This window comes from Pseudonocardia phyllosphaerae (assembly GCF_046546475.1).
Classification (GTDB): Bacteria; Actinomycetota; Actinomycetes; order Mycobacteriales; family Pseudonocardiaceae; genus Pseudonocardia; species Pseudonocardia phyllosphaerae.
In genome coordinates, this window is the sequence record NZ_JBKGXS010000002.1 from 248,031 (window position 1) to 267,851 (window position 19,821).

21 protein-coding genes are annotated in these 19,821 nt (G+C 74.5%); 12 read left to right on the forward strand and 9 right to left on the reverse strand.

What is annotated here, in order from left to right:
• Positions 1-26 precede the first annotated feature (26 nt).
• A complete protein-coding gene (locus ACLE50_RS06535) occupies positions 27-1,412 on the reverse strand; it encodes an FAD-binding oxidoreductase (RefSeq protein ID WP_410942488.1) in 1,386 nt (461 codons plus the stop codon).
• A gap of 199 nt (positions 1,413-1,611) precedes the next feature.
• Here ACLE50_RS06535 and ACLE50_RS06540 point away from each other — a divergent pair, with 199 nt between their 5' ends.
• Positions 1,612-2,316, forward strand: coding sequence for a dienelactone hydrolase family protein (locus tag ACLE50_RS06540; RefSeq protein ID WP_410942489.1), 705 nt, complete (start codon positions 1,612-1,614; stop codon positions 2,314-2,316).
• 89 nt (positions 2,317-2,405) lie between these two features.
• Here ACLE50_RS06540 and ACLE50_RS06545 read toward each other — a convergent pair whose 3' ends face one another.
• The 4 genes from ACLE50_RS06545 to ACLE50_RS06560 all read right to left on the reverse strand — a co-directional run bounded on the left by ACLE50_RS06545 (position 2,406) and on the right by ACLE50_RS06560 (position 7,352).
• Entirely contained in the window at positions 2,406-3,392 is a 987-nt protein-coding gene (locus ACLE50_RS06545; protein ID WP_410942490.1) for an aldo/keto reductase, read from the reverse strand.
• A gap of 23 nt (positions 3,393-3,415) precedes the next feature.
• Positions 3,416-4,474 carry a CE1 family esterase gene (locus ACLE50_RS06550; RefSeq protein WP_410942491.1) on the reverse strand — a complete coding sequence of 353 codons (1,059 nt, stop codon included), beginning with the start codon at positions 4,472-4,474 and terminating at the stop codon, positions 3,416-3,418.
• A gap of 143 nt (positions 4,475-4,617) precedes the next feature.
• Positions 4,618-5,460, reverse strand: a complete 843-nt coding sequence (locus ACLE50_RS06555) for a CE1 family esterase (protein ID WP_410942492.1) — start codon at positions 5,458-5,460, stop codon at positions 4,618-4,620.
• A gap of 812 nt (positions 5,461-6,272) precedes the next feature.
• Positions 6,273-7,352: an alpha/beta hydrolase gene (locus ACLE50_RS06560; RefSeq protein WP_410942493.1), complete on the reverse strand. Its 1,080-nt coding sequence runs from the start codon at positions 7,350-7,352 to the stop codon at positions 6,273-6,275.
• A gap of 84 nt (positions 7,353-7,436) precedes the next feature.
• Between ACLE50_RS06560 and ACLE50_RS06565 the strand changes: the two genes are divergently transcribed.
• The gene (locus ACLE50_RS06565) at positions 7,437-8,582 is read left to right on the forward strand and encodes an acyl-CoA dehydrogenase family protein (RefSeq protein ID WP_410942494.1); all 1,146 of its coding nucleotides are present in this window, start codon (positions 7,437-7,439) and stop codon (positions 8,580-8,582) included.
• Between the two features lie 34 nt (positions 8,583-8,616).
• Here ACLE50_RS06565 and ACLE50_RS06570 read toward each other — a convergent pair whose 3' ends face one another.
• From ACLE50_RS06570 to ACLE50_RS06585, 4 genes are read right to left on the reverse strand one after another with little or no spacing between them, the layout of a single operon-like run.
• On the reverse strand, positions 8,617-9,804 hold the full coding sequence (locus ACLE50_RS06570) for a trans-sulfuration enzyme family protein (RefSeq protein WP_410942495.1): 1,188 nt from the start codon (positions 9,802-9,804) through the stop codon (positions 8,617-8,619).
• A gap of 16 nt (positions 9,805-9,820) precedes the next feature.
• A complete protein-coding gene (locus ACLE50_RS06575) occupies positions 9,821-10,696 on the reverse strand; it encodes an ABC transporter ATP-binding protein (protein ID WP_410942496.1) in 876 nt (291 codons plus the stop codon).
• The gene (locus ACLE50_RS06580; RefSeq protein WP_410942497.1) at positions 10,693-11,805 is read right to left on the reverse strand and encodes a FecCD family ABC transporter permease; all 1,113 of its coding nucleotides are present in this window, start codon (positions 11,803-11,805) and stop codon (positions 10,693-10,695) included. The genes ACLE50_RS06575 and ACLE50_RS06580 overlap by 4 nt, the downstream gene beginning before the upstream one ends.
• Entirely contained in the window at positions 11,802-12,866 is a 1,065-nt protein-coding gene (locus ACLE50_RS06585; protein ID WP_410942852.1) for a FecCD family ABC transporter permease, read from the reverse strand. Before ACLE50_RS06585 ends, ACLE50_RS06580 begins: the two co-directional genes overlap by 4 nt.
• Positions 12,867-13,017: 151 nt before the next feature.
• On the opposite strand from ACLE50_RS06585, the gene ACLE50_RS06590 reads away from it, so the two are divergent.
• The 10 genes from ACLE50_RS06590 (at position 13,018) to ACLE50_RS06635 (ending at position 19,547) form a co-directional block, all read left to right on the forward strand.
• Positions 13,018-13,722, forward strand: a complete 705-nt coding sequence (locus ACLE50_RS06590; protein ID WP_410942498.1) for a dihydrofolate reductase family protein — start codon at positions 13,018-13,020, stop codon at positions 13,720-13,722.
• Positions 13,723-13,823: 101 nt separating this feature from the next.
• The gene (locus tag ACLE50_RS06595) at positions 13,824-14,303 is read left to right on the forward strand and encodes an Asp23/Gls24 family envelope stress response protein (RefSeq protein WP_410942499.1); all 480 of its coding nucleotides are present in this window, start codon (positions 13,824-13,826) and stop codon (positions 14,301-14,303) included.
• A gap of 2 nt (positions 14,304-14,305) precedes the next feature.
• On the forward strand, positions 14,306-14,830 hold the full coding sequence (locus ACLE50_RS06600; protein WP_410942500.1) for a hypothetical protein: 525 nt from the start codon (positions 14,306-14,308) through the stop codon (positions 14,828-14,830).
• Positions 14,827-15,204 carry a hypothetical protein gene (locus ACLE50_RS06605; protein ID WP_410942501.1) on the forward strand — a complete coding sequence of 126 codons (378 nt, stop codon included), beginning with the start codon at positions 14,827-14,829 and terminating at the stop codon, positions 15,202-15,204. The genes ACLE50_RS06600 and ACLE50_RS06605 overlap by 4 nt, the downstream gene beginning before the upstream one ends.
• Positions 15,201-15,380: a hypothetical protein gene (locus ACLE50_RS06610; protein ID WP_410942502.1), complete on the forward strand. Its 180-nt coding sequence runs from the start codon at positions 15,201-15,203 to the stop codon at positions 15,378-15,380. Before ACLE50_RS06605 ends, ACLE50_RS06610 begins: the two co-directional genes overlap by 4 nt.
• Complete coding sequence (locus ACLE50_RS06615; RefSeq protein WP_410942503.1) at positions 15,377-15,745, forward strand: Asp23/Gls24 family envelope stress response protein; 369 nt, start codon at positions 15,377-15,379, stop codon at positions 15,743-15,745. The genes ACLE50_RS06610 and ACLE50_RS06615 overlap by 4 nt, the downstream gene beginning before the upstream one ends.
• A 43-nt stretch (positions 15,746-15,788) precedes the next feature.
• Entirely contained in the window at positions 15,789-16,343 is a 555-nt protein-coding gene (locus ACLE50_RS06620; RefSeq protein ID WP_410942504.1) for a DUF6286 domain-containing protein, read from the forward strand.
• Complete coding sequence (locus ACLE50_RS06625; RefSeq protein ID WP_410942505.1) at positions 16,343-17,053, forward strand: alkaline shock response membrane anchor protein AmaP; 711 nt, start codon at positions 16,343-16,345, stop codon at positions 17,051-17,053. Before ACLE50_RS06620 ends, ACLE50_RS06625 begins: the two co-directional genes overlap by 1 nt.
• Before the next feature lie 68 nt (positions 17,054-17,121).
• Positions 17,122-17,877 carry an SDR family NAD(P)-dependent oxidoreductase gene (locus ACLE50_RS06630; protein ID WP_410942506.1) on the forward strand — a complete coding sequence of 252 codons (756 nt, stop codon included), beginning with the start codon at positions 17,122-17,124 and terminating at the stop codon, positions 17,875-17,877.
• 47 nt (positions 17,878-17,924) lie between these two features.
• Positions 17,925-19,547 (forward strand): alpha/beta fold hydrolase, encoded by a 1,623-nt coding sequence (locus ACLE50_RS06635; protein WP_410942507.1) that lies wholly within the window; start codon positions 17,925-17,927, stop codon positions 19,545-19,547.
• Positions 19,548-19,821: the final 274 nt, after the last annotated feature.

Sequence of the window (19,821 nt, forward strand, 5' to 3'; positions counted from 1 at the left end):
TCGCAGGTCGCGATCGATGTGCAGGCTCACCGGCGTCCGGTGACCTTGCGGAACAGGTCGAGCGCCCGCCCGTCCGGGTCGTAGCGCTCCTTCACCGCGCGGTAGGCGTCGCCGTTGTAGTGCGCCCAGAACTCGTCCTCGTCGTAGTGCACCGTCGAGTACAGCGACTTGTGGCCGCCGAGGGAGGCCACGAGCTCCTCGATCAGCCGGTTGTGTGCCCACGGGTCGCCGGGCTTCTCCGGCACCGAGGACCAGAACCCGACGTTGACGTAGAGCCGGCCGGGTTCCATCGGGTACAGCGGCCAGGACCGCTCGCCGCGCAGCTCGAGCGGGCACAGCCACACCGGCTCGATCGGCACCTCGCGGTGGAAGACCTCGAGGAACTCCGGCAGCCGCTCGACCGGGATCTCGACGTCCTGCACGACCATCTCCTCGGCCGTGCCGCCGAGCGCTTCGCGGACCCGGTTCGACGCGCCGTAGCGCTGGTCGAGGGCGACGAGGCGGCGGTAGACGTCCGAGCGGCGGTAGCGGCGCGGCCAGAACCGCCGCACCGCCGGGTTCTGCACGCCGAACGCGCGCGAGCACCAGAACCAGTCCGGGTCCCAGCGCCAGATGAAGTCGTGCGTGGTCAGGTGGTCGACCGGGCGCTGCTGCAGCGAGCGGTAGAAGACCTCCTGACCGGTGTAGTCGGAGATCCGCGCTCCGGGCATCGGGGCGTCGACGAACTCACCGACGGTCAGGTACTGCTCCTCGGGCGAGAAGACCACGCCGTCGAGGAAGTCGACCCCGCCGGCGGGACCGGCCTCGACGAAGCCGGGGATCGCGTCGGACAGCGCCTGCGCGGTCGGGTACCGGTGGTGGGTGAGCTTGACGAAGGGCTTGACCGGCGCCAGCTCCACGACCAGACGCATCGCGTAGCCGAGGGTCCCGTAGGAGTTGGGGAACGCGGCGAACAGGTCCGCGTGCTCGCCGTCGGGGGTGACCGTGAGCAGCTCACCGGACGGGGTGAGGACGTCCATCTCCAGCACCGACTCGTGCGGCAGCCCGTCGCGGAACGACGACGCCTCCACCCCGAGCCCGGTGACGGCGCCGCCCAGGGTGATGGTCTTGAGCTGCGGCACGACCAGCGGCATCAGGCCGTACGGCAGGGTCGCGGCGACGATCGTCTCGTAGGTCGCCATGCCCTGGACCTCGGCGGTACGGGCCTCCGGGTCCACCGACAGGACACCGTTCAGCGCGGTGGTGTCCAGCGCGGTGGCGCCGCGGCCGCGGTCCCGGTCGCCGAACCGGAACAGGTTCGACGACGGCTTGGCCAGCTGCACCCGGCCGGCACCGCTGCGGGCCGCACGCAGCCGCTCGACGGCCGCGTCGTGCGTGGACCGGGCGGTCGGCGCAGCTGCGAAGGTCACCATGACCTCGACGATATCCCCGCATCGTTTGCGACGCTCACGGTTGACTCACTCGTCACACAGGCCGTCCCCATGACCCGATCGGCCCTGCCCATGACCCCATTCATGATCGTCTTACGTTCCGCAACCGTCCGTGATGGACCGACCTGACCGGGTGAGCGCCACCGCGCGGAGCGGGCCGGGGCGTGGTGTCATCCGGCGCGTGGCACACACGAACGACAACCCCGCGCAGAACGTCACCTTCCCCTCCGGCGGCGGCACCGCCCACGGCTACCTGAAGCTGCCCGACTCGGGCTCCGGGCCCGGCGTCGTCGTCATCCAGGAGTGGTGGGGGCTCACCGACCACATCGTCGACGTGACGAACCGGCTCGCCGCCGAGGGCTTCGTCGCACTCGCCCCGGATCTCTACGGCGGCCGCACCACCCACGACTCCGACGAGGCCGGGCAGCTCATGGGCGAGCTGCCGGTGAACCAGGCGGCGACCGACCTGGGCGGCGCCGTGGACTACCTGCTCTCCCTCGACGAGGTCACCTCGTCGACCGTCGGCGCGATCGGCTTCTGCATGGGCGGCGGCTTCGTGCTGGTCCTGGCCGCGCAGCAGGGCGACAAGGTCAGCGCCGCGGTGCCGTTCTACGGCGTGCTGAAGGAGGACTACCCGTCCTTCGCGAAGCTGACCGCCGCGGTGCAGGGGCACTTCGGCGAGCAGGACACGATGGCGCCGCCGGAGGCCGTGGAGGCCCTCGCCGACCGGATCGAGAACGAGTCCGGCTCGCGCCCGGAGTTCCTGGAGTACCCGGCAGGGCACGCGTTCTTCAACGACGAGAACCACATGGGCACCTACGACGCCGAGCAGGCCGAGATCGCCTGGGACCGCGCCGTGCAGTTCCTGCGGCAGCACGTGAAGTAGGTCCGCCGCCGCTCCGTCCGCGCAGCAGGTCCGCCGCGGTGTCAGCCGAGCGGCCGGTCAGCCGAGCAGCAGGTCCACCGCTCAGCAGGTCAGCCGCGCAGCAGGTCACGGGCCAGGGCGGGGTACGCGCGCGGGCCGACCGTGCGGTGCACCGCCTCGGCCGCGGCGGTGAGCCCGGCGTGCTCGTCGTCGCGCAGCCGGATCTCCGCGGCCGCGGCGTTGGACTCCACCTGCGCGACGCTCGACGCCCCCGGGATCGCCACGGTGTTCGGGTGGTGCACCACCCATGCCAGGGCGACCTGGGCGGGCGTCGCGTCGTGCGCGGTGGCGACGTCGCGGAGCGCGTCGGTCAGCGGGGCGAGCGCCCGCAGGTTCGCCGGCAGCCACGCGGTGTTGCGCCGCACCCGGTTCGACGGCCGGTGGGTCTCGTCGTAGCGGCCGGTGAGCAGGCCCTGGGCGAGCGGGCTGTAGGCGATGACGACGCGCCCGTGCTCGGCCGCCCACGGCACCAGGTCCGCGGCGGGCTCGCGGCGCAGCAGGCTGAACTCGACCTGGTTCGACAGCACCGGGCCGCCGAGCGCGGCCTCGGCGGACCGCCAGCGGCGCAGCGGGTAGGCCGACACCCCGGCGTCGCGGACCAGCCCGATGCGCTGCAGCGTGGCCATGCCGCGCATGGCCGACCGGTCGTCGAGCACGGGGTGGGGCTTGTGCACCTGGTACAGGTCGATCGCCCGGACCCCGAGCGCCGACGCCGAGGTGACCGCCCGCTGCTCCAGGATCGGGGCCAGCGGCAGGATCGGCAGGAACTTGGTGGCGAGCACGACGCCGTCGCGCGGGTCGGTGCCGCCCGAGGCCCGCAGTGCGTCGCCGAGGATCTGCTCGCTGCGGCCGAAGCCGTAGAGCTCGGCGGTGTCGAAGAACGTGATGCCCAGCTCGCGGGCGCGGGCGACGATGCGGTGCGCCTCGGCGCGGAAGTCCTCGCCGTAGCCCCACTCGGTGGAGCCGAACTGCCAGGTCCCGAGCCCGATCACGGACCAGGGGATGCCGGCGGAGCCGAGGCCCTCGAGGTAGCGCATGGGGCGATCCTCCCCCGCCGCGGTCAGCGGAGCCCGAAGAACCTCGCGACGAGGTCGGTGGCGCGCACCGTCTGCGTGGTCCGCCCCTCCCCGCTGTAGCTCGTGGCGCCGGGCCAGGTGTGCCCGCCGCCGTCGACGGCGACGTGCTCGACCGTCGCCCCCGCGGTGCAGCCGGTATAGGTGCTGGTCGTGACGTCGGGCTCGGTCCGCCGGGTCGCCGGGCGGGGCGTGCAGCCGTCGCGGCGCACCCACTCGGCGACCTTGTCCGGGATCGGCGGGAGGCCACGGCTCGCGTTGCCGCCGTAGGGAATCGTGCTGTCCGCGGTGCCGTGCACGAACAGCGCGGGGACCGCACGGCCGGGCGCGCAGGCCGGCTCGCCCTTCCGGTAGTACGCCCCGGCGACGGCGGCGACCGAGGCGATCCGGTCGGCCATCCGGCAGCCGAGGATCTCGGTGAACCCGCCGCCGTTGGAGATGCCCGTGGCGAAGACCCGCTGCCGGTCGAGGCAGAGGTCGGACTCGAGGTCGTCGAGCAGGGTGCGGGTGAAGGCGACGTCGTCGACACCGGGCGCGGAGTACGGCGCGCCCTGCCAGGCCTGCCGATCGTCGGCGCCGCGGACGCCCTCCGGGTAGGCGACGACGGCAGGCTGCGACGACAGCCCGGTGAAGTTCTCGGTCTTCTCGGCGCCGGCGCCGCGGCCGTGGAAGGCGAGCACGACCGGGGTCGGGCGGGCCGGGTCGTAGTTCGCGGGGACGTGCACCCGGGCGGCACGTTGCAGGCCGCCGCTGGTGACGGTGCGGACGACCGTGGTGCCGGGCTGCTGCGGAGCGGCGGTGCCGCAGCCCGCGCTGCCGCCCACCGGAGCGCTCGGCGCCGCAGGGTTCTCCGCTGCGGTGGCTCCCGGCGCCGCGGTGGCTCCGTAGCCCGGGACTGCCGCGGCGGCTGCGTGGTTCGGGACTGCCGCGGCCGCTCCGTGGTTCGGGACTGCCGCGGCGGCGCCGCCGGCGGTGACCGTCAGGCCGGCGGCGACGGCGGTCGCGCAGGCCAGCACGGCGCGCAGGCAGGTCCTCGGTGCGGGCACAGCGGTTCCCTCTCGTCGCGGGGCGGCCACCGGCCGCCCGGGATCGATGATCACACTCACCGCCCGATCTCCTCGCGCACAAGGCATCCCGCGCGACCGTGCGGGCGACGGCAGATCACGACGGTTCAGCGGGGCCCGAGGAGTCAGCGGAGCCCGAAGAATTCCCCGATCAGCTCGGTGGCCCGTACGGTCTGCGTGGTCCGGCCCTCACCGCTGTAGGTCGTGGCGCCCGGCCAGGTGTGGCCGCCGCCCTCGACGGCGACGTGCTCGACCCGGCTCCCGTCGGCGCAGCCGGACCAGGTGCTGGTCGTGACGTCGGGCTCGGTCCGCCGGGTGGCGGGCCGCCGGTCGCAGCCCTCGCGGCGGGCCCACTCGTCGACCTTCTCCGGGATCGGCGGGAGCCCGCGCTCGGCGCTACCGGTGTACGGGACGACCGGGTCGGCGGTGCCGTGGACGAACAGGGCCGGGACCGAGCGGCCGGGTGTGCAGGCCGGTTCACCCGCCCGGTAGTACGCCCCCGCTACCGGGGCGATCGCCGCGATGCGGCCCGCCATCCGGCAGCCGAGGATCTCGACGAACCCGCCGCCGTTGGACTTGCCGGCCGCGAACACCCGCTGCGGATCGACACAGAGGTTCGACTCGAGGTCGTCGAGCAGGGCGCCGGTGAACGCGACGTCGTCGACGCCCGGTGCCGCGTACGGCGCGCCCTGCCAGGACCGCTTCCCCTCGCCGCCCTCGACGCCGTAGGGGTAGGCGACGATCGCCGGCAGCGACGAGAGCCCGGAGAACTCCTCGGTCGTCCTCCCGCCGTTGCCGCGACCGTGGAACATCAGCACCACCGGGGTCGCGCGGTCCGGCGTGTAGTCCTGCGGGACGTGCAGGCGTACCCGGCGGTCGATCCCGCCGCTGCGCACGGTGCGGTCGACGCTCGTCCCGGGCTGCTGCGGCGCGGGAGTGCCGCAGCCCGCGCTGCGCTGCCGGGTCACGCGGGGCGCGGTGCTGCTCCCGCCGGCGCCGGCCGGTGCGGCGGTGTCCTGTGTGTCCTGCGGCCCGCGGACCGGTGCGGCGGTGTCCTGTGTGTCCTGCGTTCCGCGGGACGGTGCGGCGGTGTCCTGCGTTCCGCGGGGTGGTGCAGCGGTGGCGACGCCTGCCGTGCCGGCCAGGAGCGTCGCGACGGCGGCCGCGCAGACAGAGGCGGCGCGAAGGCGTTGCGCGACAGAGGATCGGTCGATCGGTCGGGACATGCGGAGCTCCCTCGGGACGACGTCGCCGGCAGCTGCGGCGCACACCCCGTTCGAGGCGAGCGGCCACCGACAGCGTCACGTCTTGATCGACTTCGCGCACATACGGCCACCCGGGCGTGGTGGTGCAGCACCCGGGCGGCCCAGCGCGGCCGGACGTCCGGCGGAGCGCGGATCACCCACCGCGACGACGTCTCACCCGATCGCCCGCAGTCACGGACGGCACTCGTACGAGCAGCGCGGGCGCGGCCGGTCGTCACACCCGGCGCCCGGTTCGCACACCGGATATTTCGGGTGTCGGAACCGGCTCCGGGGTGTGCAGTCGGGCTGGGCCATCGGCGGAGACACCGGACGGAGCCATCGGCGGAGACACCGGCCGGAGATGCCTCAGCAGGTGAAGCATCTCCGGCCGACGTCTCACCTGCTGAGGCATCTCGCGCCCATGACTGCCGTCCGGCGCCGTGCCACCGGCGGGGGCACCCTCGACCACCTGCGTTCCGCGGAACGCGCGGCGACCGCCGGTCGCGGGCGGGAAGGGCGGAAAGGGCCGGTGCGGCTCAGGCGCTCGCGGCGGGCTCGGCCTCGGCGTCCCAGTCCGCGAGGGCCCGGTCCAGCTCGGGCCAGGTCGTGTCGCGGGCCCGTCGTCCGGTCAGCACACCGAGGTGGCCGCCGGGCGCGGTCGCGTAGCGGACGTCGGGGCTGCCGGGCAGCAGGGCCACCAGCCGTCGTACGGCCTTGAGCGGAGCGATGACGTCGTCCCGCCCGGCGACGACGAGCACCGGCACGTCCACCGAGGCCAGCTCGACGTCGCGGCCGTCGAGGCGCAGCGCCCCCGACGCGAGTTCGTTGCTGCGCAGCATCAGGTGGAAGATCTGGCCGAACACGCGCCCGGGGTAGGCCCGCATGTTGTTCATCAGGTGGTCGACGGCCTCGATCTGGGCGAGGCAGTCGCGGTCGTCGAGCCGGGACAGGATCGCCAGCGGCTTGGTGATCAGCTTGTCGACCGCGGTGAGCTGGAACGCCCAGCTGACCATCGGCGCGGGGAAGCTGCCGATCCCGCGGTAGACCGAGGAGAGGAGCCGTCCGCCGGTGATCTGGGCCAGCGGGCGCAGCGGTGCCACCAGCGGCACCCCGGAGATGTCGATCGGCGTCGCGATCGCCGACACCGACCGCACCGGCAGCGGCGCGCGTTCCTGCACCGCGGCGGCCACCGCGAGCAGCGCGAACACCCCGCCCAGCGACCAGGCGACCAGATGCACGTCGGAGTCCTCGATCGCCGCGACCTCACGGACCATGGCCGGCACCAGGTCGTCGACCCAGTGCTCGATGCCCAGCGAACGGCCCTCGAACGAGATCGGGCCGTAGTCGACGATGTAGACGGTGCGGCCCTGCTGGAGCAGGTGCTCGACCAGCGAGCAGCCGTGCCGCAGGTCGTAGGCGAAGTCGGGCGCACCCAGCGGCGGGACGAGGAGCACCGGGGCCCCGCCGTCCGGGTCGATCCCCGAGAGCGGGGTGTAGCGGTGCAGGATCCCCGCGGGCGACCCGACGATCGCCTCCCGCGGCATCCGGTGGAGATCGGCGACCCGCCCCACGACGGTCCGGTCCCAGGCGTTGGCGAGGGCGTCGAGGACGTTCACGAGCGCACCCTACCGGTACCGGTGTGAAAAAACCGTACCGCCGGTAGCCCCCAAGTTACCTGCGAGTATGTGAGACTCGCGACCATGCAGCGCGAGATCTTCAACGACGAACACGACGCGTTCCGCGACCTCTGCCGGACCTTCATCGCGAAGGAGGTCCTCCCCCATCACGAGCAGTGGGAGGAGGACGGTCAGGTCGACCGAGCGGTCTGGACGCAGGCCGGTGCGGCCGGCCTGCTCGGCATGGGTGTCCCCGAGGAGTACGGCGGCGGCGGGGTCGACGACTTCCGCTACAACGTCGTGCTCGACGAGGAGATCGTCGCCGCCGGCACCAGCGGAATCGGCTTCCCGCTGCACAACGACGTCGTGCAGCCCTACCTGCTGCGGCTGTGCACCGAGGAGCAGAAGCAGCGCTGGCTGCCCGGGTTCTGCTCCGGCGAGCTGATCACCGCGATCGCGATGACCGAGCCGGGCACCGGGTCCGACCTGCAGGGCATCGCCACCCGCGCGGTCCGGGACGCGAACGGCGACTGGATCCTCAACGGCTCCAAGACCTTCATCACCAACGGCATCCTGGCCGACCTGGTGATCGTCGTGGCGAAGACCGACGCCGACGCAGGGCACCTCGGCTTCACGCTGTTCGTCGTCGAGCGCGGCATGGAGGGTTTCGAGCGCGGACGCCGGCTGAAGAAGGTCGGTATGAAGGCCCAGGACACCGCCGAGCTGAGCTTCACCGACGTCCGGGTCCCGGATGCGAACCGGCTCGGCGAGGTCGGCCAGGGCTTCATCTACCTGATGCAGAACCTCGCCCAGGAGCGGCTGTCGATCGCCGTCGCGTCCGCCGCGGGTGCCGAGGCAGCGGTGCGGATGACGCTGGAGTACACCAAGGAGCGCAAGGCGTTCGGCCGTCCGGTGTCGAAGTTCCAGAACACCCGGTTCGAGCTGGCCGAGATGGACACCGAGGCCTCGGTCGCCCGGGAGTTCGTGGACCGCTGCATCCGCCAGCACGTCGAGTCCGAGCTGTCGGTGCCCGACGCGGCCAAGGCCAAGTGGTGGTGCTCGGACCTGCAGAACAGGATCGTCGACCGCTGCGTGCAGCTGCACGGCGGCTACGGCTACATGCTCGAGTACCCGATCGCGCGCGCGTTCGTGGACTCCCGCGTGCAGGCGATCTACGGCGGCACGAACGAGATCATGAAGGAGATCGTCGGCCGCGCGCTGATCGGCTGACCCGCGCGGCCGGTCCCCGTCTCGCAGAACGCCGTCAGCAGACGGCGTCCAGGGCCCGCGCGATGTCGGCCACGAGGTCGCGCGGGTCCTCCAGCCCTACCGACAGCCGCAGGTGCCCGTAGCGGCGGAACGGCTCCGGGAAGTGCGCGGCCCGCCCTTCTCCGCCCGCGCCGACGTGCACGACCAGCGACTCGTCGTGGCCCAGCGACACCGCCGAGGTGATCACCTCGAGGGCGGCGACGAACCGGTTCTGCAGCTCCGGCGGTCCGTCGAGGGCGAAGGCGAGCATGCCGCCGAAGCCGCCGTCGAGGGTGCGGGCGGCCAGCTCGTGCTGCGGGTGCGACGCCAGGCCGGGGTAGGCGACGTAGGCGATCCGCGGGTCGGCGTCGAGGAACTCGGCGACGGCCAGGGCGTTCGCACAGTGCGCCCGCATCCGCATCGGCAGGGTGATCGCGCCGCGGGCGATCAGCCACGCGTTGAAGGGGCTGATCACTCCCCCGGCGTCGACCATCGCGTCGCCGCGGATGCGGTCGACCAGCTCCCGGCGGCCGAGCACGGCGCCGCCCATGGCGTCGCCGTGGCCGTTGACGTACTTGGTCAGCGAGTGCACGACGAGGTCCGCGCCGCGTTCCAGCGGCCGCTGCAGCACCGGGGTGGCGAACGTGGCGTCGACGCTGCACAGCGCACCGTGCTCGTGCGCGACCGCGGCGACGGCGTCGACGTCGGTGATCCGGGTGGTCGGGTTGGCCGGGGTCTCGACGTGCACGAGCCGGGTCCGCGGGCGCATCGCCGCCCGCACCGCCTGCGGGTCGGAGGTGTCGACGAGCGTCGCGGTGATCCCCCACCGGTCCGGCAGCAGCTCGGTCAGCAGCCGGTGGGTGGCGACGTAGGTGACGTCGGAGCTGACGACGTGGTCGCCGCTGCGCAGGAACGTGAAGAACACCGCGTGCAGCGCCGCCACCCCGGACGCCAGCGCGACCGCGGCACAGCCGCCCTCGCTGACTCCGTTCGGGTCCTCGAGAGCGACGAGCTTGTCCTCCAGCCAGCCCTGGTTCGCGCCGCCGTTGCGGGTGTAGAGCCGGGTCGCGGTGCCCGACCAGTCCAGCTCGGACGGGTCCTCGGGCAGCGCGTAGGAGTTCGCGGTGACGATCGGGCGGCGAACGGCGCCGGTGCCCGGGTCGACGTCGTTGCCTGCGTGGACGGCGCGGGTCTCGAGGTGCACCCGGCCAGTCTCGTGCTCAGTCCTGCGCGACCGGCTCCGGGGCCCGCTTCGACGGGCCGGCGGAGGGGACCACCATCGGCGTCCCGGTCTCCGGGTCCTCGATCACCCGTGCCCGCAGCCCGAAGACCTCGTCGAGCATCTCCGGGGTGATCACCTCGTGCGCCGAGCCCGCGGCGTGGATCGCCCCGTCCTTCATCGCGACGAGGTGGTCGGCGTAGCGGGCCGCCAGGTTGAGGTCGTGCAGCACCATGACCACGGTGCGCCCGGCCTCGGACTGCAGCCGCCGGACCAGCTCCAGGACGTCGACCTGGTGGGCGAGGTCGAGGAACGTCGTCGGCTCGTCGAGCAGCATCAGGTCGGTCTCCTGGGCCAGCGCCATCGACAGCCACGCGCGCTGCCGCTGCCCGCCGGAGAGCTCGTCGACCGGACGCTCGGCGAGGTCGGTCAGCCCGACCCAGGCCAGCGCGTCGGCGACGGCGCGCTCGTCGTCCGACGACCACTGGCGGTACCAGGCCTGGTGCGGGTGCCTGCCGCGGGCGACGAGGTCGCCCACGGTCAGGCCCTCCGGCGCCACCGGGGACTGCGGCAGGATGCCGAGCACCTTCGCGACGTCGCGGGTGGGGACGCTGTCGATCGCCTTGCCGTCGAGGAACACCGAGCCGCGCCGGCACGGCAGCAGCCGCCCGAGCGCGCGGAGCACGGTGGACTTGCCGCAGCCGTTCGGGCCGATCACGGTGGTGACCGCGCCGGGCATGACCTCCAGGTCGAGCCCGTCGACGATCAGCCGCTCGCCGTAGCCGAGGCAGACCGACTCGGCCCGCAGGCGGCACTCGTCGGAGGTCCGGACGGGCGACGCATCGGCGGCGACGGCACCGGTGGTTCGCGTGGTCATGCGCGGGCCTCCTGACGGGCGCGGGACAGCAGGAAGAGCAGGTAGGGGGCGCCGAGGACGGCGGTGACGATGCCGACGGGCAGCTCCACCGAGCCCAGCGCGGTGCGGGCGATGAGGTCGGCGACGACGGTCAGCGCCGCGCCGAGGACGAGTGAGACCGCGATCGGCGGCGACCCGACCCGGCACAGCCGCCGTGCGATCTGCGGGGTCACCAGGGCGACGAACGAGATCGGCCCGGCGGCGGCGGTGGCGACCGAGGCGAGCCCGACCGAGACCAGCAGCAGCCAGCTGCGGGCGGCGTCGACCCGGATGCCGAGGCCGCGGGCGGTGTCGTCGTCGAAGCGCAGGCCGCCGAGCAGGTGGGTGAGCACCAGCGACACCGGGACGAGCACGGCCATCGCGATCGCGAGCGGGATCGCCTCGTCCCAGCTGCGGGCGTTGAGGCTGCCGTTGATCCAGACCTGGGCCTGGGCGGCCTGGTAGATCTGCGCGACGGTCAGCAGCCAGTTCACCGCGGCGACCAGCACGGCCTGGATGCCGATCCCGATGAGCACCAGCCGGTAGCCCTGGATGCCACGGCGCCACGCCAGCACGTAGACCAGCGCGGCGCTGACCAGGCCGCCGACCAGCGCGGCCAGCGGGATGCCGAGCGAGGCGAACGCGCCGCCGACCCCGGAGGCACCGCCGCCGAGGACGATCACGAACACCGCGGCGGCCGAGGCGCCCCACTGGACACCGATGATGTCCGGGCTGGCCAGCGGGTTGCGGGCGATGGACTGCAGGATCGCGCCGGACACCGCGAGCGCCCCGCCGACCAGGGCGCCGACCAGGGTGCGCGGCAGCCGCAGCTGCAGGACGACGAGCTGCTGGCCGGCGTCGCCGCCGCCGAACAGCGTGGCGAGGACGTCGGTGATCGCGATCGGGTAGTCGCCGCGGCCCATGTTGACCGAGGCGGCGAGTACCAGCACGACCGCGGAGACCACGAGCACGACCAGCGGCCGGACCCGCAGGACGCCGGAGAACGGGCCGACCCGCAGCGGGCGGCGCCCGGTGACCGGCTCGGGCTGCGGTGTGGAGCGCTCGGCGCGCTCGCGGGCGGGGGCGCTCACACCGCCGCCAGCTTCTTGCGGCGGACCAGGGCGACGAAGAACGGGCCGCCGATCAGCGCGACGACGATGCCGACCTGCAGCTCACCGGGCCGGGCGACCACGCGTCCGACGACGTCGGCGAGCAGCAGCAGCACCGCCCCGGCCAGCCCGGACGCGGGCAGCAGCCAGCGGTGGTCGGGCCCGGTGAACGACCGCACCACGTGCGGGACGACCAGGCCGAGGAAGGTGATGGGCCCGCAGGCCGCGGTGGCGGCCCCGGCGAGCAGGGTGATCGCGACGACGCCGATGACCCGGGTGCGCTGCACCGAGTGCCCCAGCGAGGTGGCGACGTCGTCGCCGAGCGAGAGCGCGTTCAGCGCAGGCGCACTGGCCAGGGCCAGCAGCACCCCGGCGACGATGAACCAGACGACCTGGCCGGAGACGTCGGCGTCGCGACCGGCGAGCGAGCCGACCACCCAGAACCGGTAGGCGTCGAGGCTGGACTCGTCGAGCAGCACGATCGACGAGGTCAGCGCGCCCATGAGGAACGCCATCGCGGCCCCGGCGAGTGCGAGCGAGACCGGGGTGGCGCCGCCGCGGGCGCGGGTGCCGATGAGGAACACCGCGACACTGGCGACCAGGGCGCCGGCGAAGGCGAACCAGACGTAGCCGAACAGCGAGGTGACGCCGAACAGGTAGATCCCGCAGACGACGAACAGCGCGGCGCCGGCGTTGACGCCGAGCAGTCCGGGCTCCCCGAGCGGGTTGCGGGTGAAGCCCTGCACCAGGGCACCGGACAGGCCGAGTGCGAGACCGACCAGCACGCCGAGCTCGGTGCGCGGGATCCGCAGCGAGCGGACCACGACGTCGTTCTCCGAACCGGTCGGCGCGACGAGTGCCGAGATCACCTCGTTCAGCGGGATGACCTTGGTGCCGATCGCGATGCTGGCCAGCACCGCGGCCACGAGCGCCGCGGTGAGCAGCAGCAGCCCGATCAGCCGGCGGGTGCGCAGCGACCGCGGGCGGTGCTGTTGCTCGGGCGCGGCGTCGGTCGTCGGCGGGGAGGCACCCGCCCCGGTCACGGTCACTGCTACCTGCTCCCCCCCTGATCGGCCTCGACGCCGTGGCCAGCGGGTCACGACGTCCGTGCTCACCATAGGTGAGGCATGCCTTCGGGGGACACACCCCTGGGGAACGGCTGCATCACGGCCGCACCGGCGGCATGATCGCGCGATGACCGACCGACCCCACGTCACCGCGGTGATGGTGTCCTCGCTCGACGGCGCCGTACACGCGGATGGCGGTTCGCAGGGGCTCAGCACCGACGCCGACCGTGTGCTCTTCCGGTCGCTGCGCCGGGCGGCGGAGGTCGTGCTGGTCGGTGCGGGCACGGTGCGCGCCGAGAACTACCGCGGGATCCGGCCGCGCCGTCCGAGCGCCGACGACCCGCAGCCCGGCCCCCCGCCGCCGGTCGCGGTGGTGACCGGCTCGGCGGGCCTGGACCCGGCGTCGCGGCTGTTCACCGACACCGTCGCCGCCCCGCTCGTGCTCACCACCGCGGCCGCGCCGGCCGCCCGCAGGGACGCCATCGCCGCGGCCGGGGGCGAGGTCGTCGTGCTCGGCGACCTGTCCCCCGCCACGGTGCTGGGCGCGCTCGCCGCCCGCGGGTACCGGCAGGTGCTGTGCGAGGGCGGCCCGACACTGCTGGGTGATCTCGTCGCCGCCGACGCCGTCGACGAGCTGCGGCTCACGCTCGTCCCCCTGCTGGTCGGCGGGCCTGCGGCCCGGATCGCGGCCGGCCCGGACGCCGTGGTGCCGCCGCACCGGATGCGCCTCGCCGGGCACGAGGCAGCCGTGGACGGCACCCTGCTCCTGCGCTATCTCCGCGACCGCCCCGCAGGCTCCGTCACCACCGCCGTCACTCCTCCGAACGAGTGAAGCCCGGTGAAGCCGCGTGAGGACGGGCATCCCGGAGGCATCACACGGGTGTCCGCACGATCGATCCGCCGGCGCCGCCCGCGCCGGGAGAGGAGCCAGGGATGACCACCAGCACCCCCGCCACGACCTCCGACAGCTCCGCCGCGACCAAGATCGGCGGTGACACGAGCCAGGGCCGCACGTCGATCGCGGCGTCGGTCGTCCAGAAGATCGCCGGCATCGCCGCGCGCGAGGTCAACGGCGTCTACCGCATGGGCTCCGGGGCGTCCCGCGCGTTCGGCGCGCTGCGCGAGCGCATCCCGGGTGGCGGCGCGACCGGCGCCTCCAACGTCGCCGGGGTCGCCGTCGAGGTCGGCGAGAAGCAGGCCGCGGTGGACCTCGACATCGTCGTGGAGTACGGCGTCTCGATCGCCGACCTGTCGAAGGCGGTCCGCCGCAACGTGATCGGCGCCGTCGAGCGGATGACGGGTCTCGAGGTCGTCGAGGTCAACATCGCCGTCAACGACATCCACCTGCCCAACGAGGACGACGAGGAGGACACCGAGTCCGCCCCGGCGTCCACCGGCCGCGTCGTGGAGTGACCGTGCCCCGTTCCCCCCAACCCGTACCGGGCGGCACGTCCGCAGGCCGCACCACCGAGGTCGTGCCGGCCGAGGACGCCCGTCCCGACCCGGCGACGCTCGCCGAGCTCGTCGCGGGTGCGCTGGCCGCCCATCCGGCGGTCGCCCGGCTCGACGGCGGCACCTACGGCGGCGTCGTCACCTGGCTGCCCGGCCGCAAGCTGGTCGGGGTGCACGTCGGCGACCCGGGCGAGCCGATCGAGGTCGGCGTCGTCCTCACCCTCGACCGGCCGATCCCCGACGTCGTGTCGGCGCTCCGCGAGGAGCTGTCGGCGCTGGTCGGCGGGGCACCGATCGACGTGACGGTGTCCGACGTGGTGGTCGCGGGCGAGCCCGCGGCCCCGACGGGGGATCCCGCCGGGCCCGGCCGGGTGGACACCGCAGGCACCGTCGACACCGCAGGCACCAGCGACACCGCAGGCACCGGCGGCACCGGCGGCACTGTCGACACCGCGGGCACGCCCCGCACCGGCAGGACACTGGCATGACCGCGGGGACGGAGGCACCGATGCGCGACGGGCTCACTCCCGAGCAGCGTGCGGCGTACCGGGCGTTCGTCCGGACGCACCATCCGGACCGCGGTGGCGACCCCGTGGTGTTCCGCGAGGGGCTCGCGCGCTTCCGGGCGCTCGAGCGCGCGGGAAACCCGGGGAACACTTCCTCGCGCACCGCGCCCGACGACGACGCACGTTTCGACCGCCCGATCGAGATCGTCCCGGACCTGCCGCTGCCGACCAGGGTGCTGGTCGCGGCGATCCGGACGGTCCGCCGCCGCACCCATCCCCGCGTCGACCGGCCCGCGCACCGCCGCCCGCGGTGGCCCGGGCCCGGCCGTCCCACATCGTTCGGAGGAGAATCATGAACGCCACCCAGACCGGCCTCCTGGCAGGCCTGCTGCTGGGCATCGCCGGTGCGATCGGCGGTTTCCCGGCCTTCGTCATCGCCCTCGTCCTGGGCGTGATCGGTTTCGCCGCGGGCCGCGCCCTCGACGGCGAGCTGGACGTGTCCGCGCTGCTCGGCCGCGGGCGCGACCGATGAGCAGCCTGCCGGATCCGGAGGACCGCGGGCGGCTCGACGTCGACCCGTCGGTCCTGCGCAAGATCGTCGAGTACGCGGCGGACACCGCCCCCGCGACCCGCCGGCGCACCCGCACCGTTGCCGGTGTGGGGGTCGGCGAGAGCGGACCGAGCGCGAAGGTCACACCGCGCACCGCCGACGAGGTCGACGTCCGGCTCACCCTGGCACTCGCCTACCCGGGTCCGGTGCGGGCCGCCGTCGCCGACGTCCGCGAGCGGGTCACCTCCGACCTGCGCCGGATGACCGGGCGCCGGCTCGGCGCGCTGACCGTGGACGTCGACCAGCTGCAGAGCGACCGCGCCCCGGAGCCGGCCCGGGTCTCCTAGGCCCCTTCCCCATCCACCACCCGATCACAGCAGGAGGAACACCGTGCGGGTCCTGCTCCGCGTGCTGGCACCGCTGGTCAGCCTGGCCGTGGCCGCGCTCGGCGCGCTCGTCCTCGTCGAGACCGTCGCAGACTGGGCGCAGTTCGAGGCCGGGCCGGCCGCCCCGGCCGGGGTGCTCGTGCCCTGGCGGGACTGGCGCACCACCCTCGAGAACCTGCTCTGGACCGACCCGGTCGTGCTGTGGGTCGCGATCGGGGCGATCGTCGCCGGGGTGATCCTGCTGGTCGTCGCGCTGCTGGCGCGCCGCCACGAGGTCCCGATCGTCTCGCCGTCGGCGGGGCTGACGGTCAACACCTCGCCGCGGGTGCTGGCCCGCCTGGTCGGCAGCCGGGTCCGTGCCGAGGACGTGATGACCGGCGCCTCGGTCACGGCGTCGAAGCGTTCGGTGCTCGTGCGGGCGACCGGGCGCGGCGACACCGTCCGCGACGACGCGCGCGCCGCGGCCTCCGCCGTGCTCGACGGCCTGCCGCTGATGCGCAGGCCCAAGCTCACCGTGCGGGCCACCGAGGACCAGCCCGGTGCGAAGGGAGTCCACTGATGACCGTCTCCGCCACCCCGGAGTCCGGGCCGGACACCTCGCCGATCCCGACCGCGTCGCCGCCCGCGCCGCCGTCGCCGGAAGGCACGCGCCGGTCGACGCGCCGCGCCCGGAAGGCCCGCGCCCGTTCCGCAGGCGGCGCCCGCTGGGGGCTGACCCTGCTCGGGCTGCTGCTGCTCGCCGCGGGCGTCCTGACCGTCCTGCTGGTCACCGGGCTGTTCGGTGCCGGGCGCGCGATGCGCCCGGTGATCGACCCGATGATCGTCGACGCGCTGTCGGCGCAGCCGGACATCACCCGCGGGGTCGCCGTCGCGGCCGGCGTGGTGCTGCTCGTGCTCGGCCTGGTCTGGACGGTGCGCGCGGTGCGCCCGGAGTCCCGCCCCGACGTCGTCCTCGACGACGGTGCAGGCACCACCATCCGGGTCGACGCCTCGGCCGCCGCGGACGCCGTCGCCGACGGCGCCGCCGCGCTGCCCGGTGTCACCCGGGCCCGCGCCCGCACGGTCGGCTCGGCGGCGAAGCCCGCGGTGCGTGCCGTCGTCTGGATCGACGAGGACGCGCCCGACCACACCGTGACCGAGCTGTGCCGCCGTCTGGACGACGAGGTGCTCGCCCAGGTGCGCGACTCGCTGAGCCGTCCGGACCTGCCCGTCGCCGTCCGGCTGGAGCTGGACAGCAAGGCGGCGAAGAAGGCCCCGCGCGTCGAGTGACCCCCGGGACCGCATCGGGTGACCCGGCTCACTCCTGAGCCGGGTCGCCGGCGTCGTACGGTCGGGCCATGAGTGGGTTGCTGGAGGGGAAGAAGGCCCTGGTCACCGGGGCCGGCAGCGGGATCGGTGCGGCGGTGGCCCGGCGGGTCGCCGCGGACGGGGCCGCCGAGGTCTACGCCGTCGACCTCGATCCGGAGCGGGTGAAGGCGCTGGCCGCGGAGGTCCCCGCCGTCACCCCGATCGGCTGCGACCTGTCCGACCTCGACGCCGTCGAGACCCTGCCCGCCGACGTCGACGTCCTGGTCAACAACGCCGGCCGCCAGCACGTGTCCCGGCTCGAGGCCTTCGATCCGGACCTGTTCTCGAACATCCTGCGGCTGATGCTGGAGTCGCCGTTCCGGCTGATCCGCCGCAGCCTGCCGCACATGTACGAGCGCGGCTGGGGCCGGGTCGTGAACATCTCCAGCGCGCACGGGCTGCGGGCCTCGCCGTACAAGTCGGCCTACGTCTCGGCCAAGCACGGCCTGGAGGGCCTGTCCAAGGTGACCGCGCTGGAGGGCGCCGAGCACGGCGTCACCAGCAACTGCATCAACCCCGCCTACGTCCGCACCCCGCTGGTCGAGGCCCAGATCGCCGACCAGGCCCGCACGCACGGCATCAGCGAGGACGAGGTGATCGAGAAGATCATGCTGACACCGGTGGCGCGCAAGCGGCTGATCGAGCCGTCCGAGACCGCGGAGCTGGCCGCGGTGCTGTGGGGCCCGGCGTCGCCGTCGATCACCGGCGCCTCGCTGACCCAGGACGGCGGCTGGACCGCCCGCTGACCGGCTCACCGGGGCCACACCCCGCCCGCGGCACACTCGGCTCGATCATGGGTGAGCTGTGGGCGGGACGCGGGACGGGCGGGATGCGCAGGCGGTGCGCCCCCGCGGTGTTCGTGCTGCTGCTCGCGCTCCTCGCGGGCTGCTCGGTCGGCCCGTCGATCCGCCCGCCGGTGGCGGTGCGGGGCGAGGACCTGCCCGCCCCGCCCGCGGCCGCGGGCCCGGCGCAGCCCGAGCCCGCGGACCCGGACGCGCTGCCGCCCTCCGAGCCCGTCCGGTCGGGCCCGGAGTTCACCGACTGCACCGCACCGGTGCTGGCCGGGCTGAAGGCCGCGGGCACCGCTCCCCCGGCCGGGCGGGTGCTGTCGGTCGGCTGCGGCAGGCTGTCCGTGCCCGCCGACCGCACCCGCCCGGACCTGGGGCCTGCCCGGCTCGGGCTGACCCGGGTGACCCAGCGCGGCGCCGCGCCGGACCTGCCCGCGCTCGTCGTCGTCGGGGACACCGGGACCGACGGCTCCGCGCGCGCCGCGGCGACGCTGGCCGCACGGCTGCCCGCCGACGTGCTGAAGCACTACCAGGTGATCGGGATGGACCGGCGCGGCAGCGGCGAGGACCTGCTCGACTGCGGCCCGCCCGATGCCCGCGCCGCGCTCGTCGACGCCCGTCCGACCGACGCCGACGAGGCCGCGATGACCCGGCTGCTGGAACGCTCCCGGTCGATCGTGCAGGACTGCTACCTGCTGCTCTCCGGCACGCTGACCGACTTCCGCGCCGCGTCCACCGCCGACGACCTGGAGTCGCTGCGCAGCGCGCTGGGCACCCTGCGCCTCGACGTCGTCGGGACCGGCGACGGCGCCGACGCGACGGCCACGTGGCTGGCCCGTCACCCCGAGGCGGCCGGCCGCGTCGTGCTCGACGGTCCCACCGACCCCTCCGTGGACGGCCCGGCCCGGGCCGAGGCCGCCACCGCCGCGGCCGAGGGCGCGTTCGACGCGTTCGCCGAGGCCTGCACCGAGGCCGGCTCCTGCCCGCTGGGCGCCGACCCGCGCGCCGCCGTCACCGGGCTGGTCGCCCGGCTCGGCCGCACCGCCCTCCCGCTCGGCGACGGCGACTCGATCACCTCCGGCGCGGTGCTGCACGCCGTGCGGGGACTGCTCCCCCAGCCGGCCCGCTGGCCCGAGCTGGCGGCGGCGCTCGGCGCGGCGAACCGCGGCGACCCGGCCGGGCTGGAACGCGTCCTCGGGCCGCTGGCCGGGCCGCGCAGCCGCTTCGACGGCGCTCTGGCCACCCGCTGCAACGACAGCCGGGTCCGAACCACACCCGGCGAGGGCGCGGCGCTGGCCGGCCAGTGGCGCGGGCGGTATCCGCTGTTCGGGGTGGTCGCCGCGCAGGACCTGGTGACCTGCGGACCGTGGCCGTCCGGCGGGCCGGAGACGCCGGGCGCACCGGCCGGGGCCGGGCCACCGGTGCTCGTGGTGGGCACCGCGCACGACCCGCGGGCCCCGCAGGCCGGAGCCGAGCAGACCGCCCGCCGGCTCGGCACCGGGCGGCTGGTGCGCTGGGAGGGCGCCGGGACCGGCGCCTACCCGCGCACGCCGTGCGTCACCGCCGTCGTCGGGAAGGCGCTGGTCGGCGGCCGCGCCCCGGCCGATGACGTCGTCTGTCCGCCGTAACGCAGCCTGCCCGCCGTAACCCGCTGCACCGGACGGACGACGCTCGGTGGTCATCGGGCCGCCGCGGAAGGTCACGATTCCGTATCCGCAGTTTTCCGGCACTGTTGCCGGACCCCCGCCGACGGGTCCCTCCACCTGCGGGGACGGTTCGAGTAATGGTTTCGCGAATCGGGAGCGGTTCGGTCACGGAACTCCCGGAACTGCTGACCCGGGGCCCCTCTCCGGGCTAGTCTCAGCTCCGGTGACGCGGTCGCCGCAGGTCGCCGGGGGGATC

Coding starts and splice junctions, on each gene's coding strand:
- ACLE50_RS06545 (WP_410942490.1), bottom strand. CDS start 3,392: ATGCGCTACCTCGAGGGCCTCGGCTCCGCCGGCATCCCCTGGTCCGTG.
- ACLE50_RS06595 (WP_410942499.1), top strand. CDS start 13,824: ATGACCACCAGCACCCCCGCCACGACCTCCGACAGCTCCGCCGCGACC.
- ACLE50_RS06610 (WP_410942502.1), top strand. CDS start 15,201: ATGAACGCCACCCAGACCGGCCTCCTGGCAGGCCTGCTGCTGGGCATC.
- ACLE50_RS06625 (WP_410942505.1), top strand. CDS start 16,343: ATGACCGTCTCCGCCACCCCGGAGTCCGGGCCGGACACCTCGCCGATC.
- ACLE50_RS06565 (WP_410942494.1), top strand. CDS start 7,437: ATGCAGCGCGAGATCTTCAACGACGAACACGACGCGTTCCGCGACCTC.
- ACLE50_RS06630 (WP_410942506.1), top strand. CDS start 17,122: ATGAGTGGGTTGCTGGAGGGGAAGAAGGCCCTGGTCACCGGGGCCGGC.
- ACLE50_RS06575 (WP_410942496.1), bottom strand. CDS start 10,696: ATGACCACGCGAACCACCGGTGCCGTCGCCGCCGATGCGTCGCCCGTC.
- ACLE50_RS06535 (WP_410942488.1), bottom strand. CDS start 1,412: ATGGTGACCTTCGCAGCTGCGCCGACCGCCCGGTCCACGCACGACGCG.
- ACLE50_RS06615 (WP_410942503.1), top strand. CDS start 15,377: ATGAGCAGCCTGCCGGATCCGGAGGACCGCGGGCGGCTCGACGTCGAC.
- ACLE50_RS06590 (WP_410942498.1), top strand. CDS start 13,018: ATGACCGACCGACCCCACGTCACCGCGGTGATGGTGTCCTCGCTCGAC.
- ACLE50_RS06635 (WP_410942507.1), top strand. CDS start 17,925: ATGGGTGAGCTGTGGGCGGGACGCGGGACGGGCGGGATGCGCAGGCGG.
- ACLE50_RS06605 (WP_410942501.1), top strand. CDS start 14,827: ATGACCGCGGGGACGGAGGCACCGATGCGCGACGGGCTCACTCCCGAG.